We start from the raw sequence: 2666 nt of genomic DNA, 5'->3' as shown, positions 1-2666 counted from the left end.
TGCGGGGGTCGAATTCGGCGTATGTGATTTTCACGTCGGGGTCGACGGGTCGGCCGAAGGGTGTGGCGGTCTCGCACGAGGCCATCGTCAACCGTCTGCTGTGGATGCAGGACACGTATCGACTCACCACGAACGATGTGGTGCTGCAGAAGACTCCGTTCACGTTCGACGTGTCCGTCTGGGAGTTCTTCTGGGCACTGCAGGTGGGTGCCTCGGTCGTCGTCGCGATTCCCGACGGCCATCGCGATCCGCACTACCTCGCGCGCGTCATGGCCGAAGAGTCCGTGACCACCGTGCACTTCGTCCCGTCGATGCTGTCGGTATTCGTCGCCGAGCTCGAAGCTCGTCAACTCCAGTTGCCCACTGTGCGACAGGTGTTCGCGTCGGGCGAGGCGCTACCGGCAGCCACTGCTCAGCGACTGTTCGGGGCTTTGCCGAACGTACGGCTGCACAACCTGTACGGACCGACCGAAGCTGCCGTCGACGTGACGTTCCACGAGGTGACGAAAGGGGAGACCGTCGTCCCCATCGGCGCCCCGGTGTGGAACACCCGCGTGTTCGTCCTGGATCGTCGGCTCGCTCCAGTCCCGGTCGGGGTCGAGGGTGAGCTTTATCTGGCGGGTGTTCAACTTGCCCGCGGATATGTCGGCCGTCCGGATCTGACTGCCGATCGGTTCGTCGCCCACCCCGTGCCGGAGGCGCGTGCCCGTGGCGAGCGGCTCTACCGAACGGGCGACGTCGTCCGCTGGACCGCGAGCGGCGAGCTCGACTACGTGGGCCGCAGCGACTTCCAGGTCAAGCTGCGTGGTCTGCGTATCGAACTCGGCGAGATCGAAACGAATCTGCTCGAGCAGGATTCGATCTCGCAGGCGGCGGTGCTCGTTCGCGACGAGCAACTCGTCGCGTACGTCGTCGTGGACACCGAGGACTTCGACAGTGCGACAGTTCGTTCCGCACTCGGCACGAAGCTCGCCGAGTACATGGTGCCGTCCGTGTTCGTCGTATTGGACGAGTTCCCGCTCGGCTCGAGCGGGAAGCTCGATCGTAAGGCGCTGCCTGCACCCGTGGTGGCGGCGAAGGAGTTCCGCGCGCCCACCACACCGGTGGAAGAGATCGTTGCCGACACGTTCGCCGGGGTCCTCTCGCTCGATCGAGTCGGGCTCGACGACGACTTCTTCGAACTCGGCGGCAACTCACTGATCGCGACGCAGCTGGTGTCGCGGTTGGGTCAGGTCCTGAACACGAAGATCGGCGTGCGTGAACTGTTCGAAGCATCGACGGTCGCGGAACTCGCCGCGCGGATCGCGAGCCAGGTCGGAAGCGGCGGGCAGCGAGAACTCGTCGCCGTCGATCGGCCCGCACGCATTCCGCTCTCGTTGGCGCAGCAGCGGTACTGGTTCCTCAACCAGTACGACACGACCTCCGCAGTGGACAACATCCCGTTCGCGGTGCGATTGAGTGGGCAACTCGACGTCCCCGCACTCGAAGCAGCGGTAGCCGACCTCATCGCACGCCACGAATCCCTTCGAACGATCTACCCCGATTCGATGGACGGACCGCACCAGGAGATTCTGCACGTCGACGACGCCGATGCCGTCCTGTCTGTCGAGGACGTCCAGGAGGCGGACATTCGTCGGCGCGTCATCGATCTGATGATGACGGCGTTCGACGTCACGACCCAGATCCCCCGAGCCGCGCAACTGTTCCGGCTGGCCGACGACGAGTACGTGCTCGCGTTCGTGATCCACCACGTCTCCGCGGACGGTGCTTCCATGGCGCCGCTCGTGCGCGATGTGATGATCGCGTATGCGGCGCGTTCGGCTGGTGAGGCGCCAGGTTGGGCTCCGCTCGCGGTGCAGTACGCCGATTATGCGTTGTGGCAGCGTGAGGTTCTCGGTAGTGAGGACGATCCGGATTCGATTGCCTCGCAGCAGGTTGCGTACTGGAAGAGTGCCCTGGCCGGACTACCCGACCAGCTCGACCTGCCCTCGGATCGGCCCCGGCCCGCGCATCAGAGCTTCCGAGGCGATTCGGTTCGATTCACGATCGACGCGGATCTGCACAGTGCTCTACTCGATCTGTCACGTAAGCACCACGCCACGCTGTTCATGACGATGCACGCCGCGTTCGCGGTGTTCCTTTCCCGTATGTCCGGAGTCGACGACATTGCTGTCGGAACCCCGGTCGCTGGTCGTGGAGACAAGGCGCTCGACGACATGATCGGGATGTTCGTCAATACGTTGGTCTTCCGTACGCGGGTGGATTCGTCGATGACGTTCGAGGAGTTGCTGGCTCAGGCACGGGAAGCGGACCTGCAGGCGTTCGCTCATGCGGATGTGCCGTTCGAGCGGTTGGTGGAGGTGCTCAATCCGGTCCGTTCCACGGCACGGAATCCGTTGTTCCAGGTGGGTCTGTCCTTCCAGAACATGACGCGAGCCAGCCTCGAGTTGCCTGGTTTGACGATTGCTCCGGTCGACGTCAACTCACCGCTGGCGAAGACCGATCTGCAGCTGACGATCTTCGACGGCACCACAGCGGATGGTCGACCGGCAGAGATCCACGCCGAGTTCACCTTCGCGACGGATTTGTTCGATGTGGTGACGGTGGATGGTTTTGTGGAGCGGTTTGTTCGGGTGTTGGAGTCTGTGGTGGCGGATTCGTCTGTG

1 protein-coding gene is annotated in these 2666 nt (G+C 63.7%); it reads left to right on the top strand.

Translation table 11 applies throughout. The features are described 5' to 3' along the window. The coding region (locus tag A2J03_RS24090; protein WP_156520566.1) for a non-ribosomal peptide synthetase at positions 1-2666 on the top strand (2666 nt) is incomplete at both ends.

The organism is Rhodococcus sp. EPR-157, assembly GCF_001647195.1.
Taxonomy (GTDB): Bacteria; Actinomycetota; Actinomycetes; order Mycobacteriales; family Mycobacteriaceae; genus Rhodococcoides.
The sequence above is the reverse complement of the archived record's forward strand: the minus strand, read 5'-3'. Positions and strand labels throughout refer to the sequence as shown.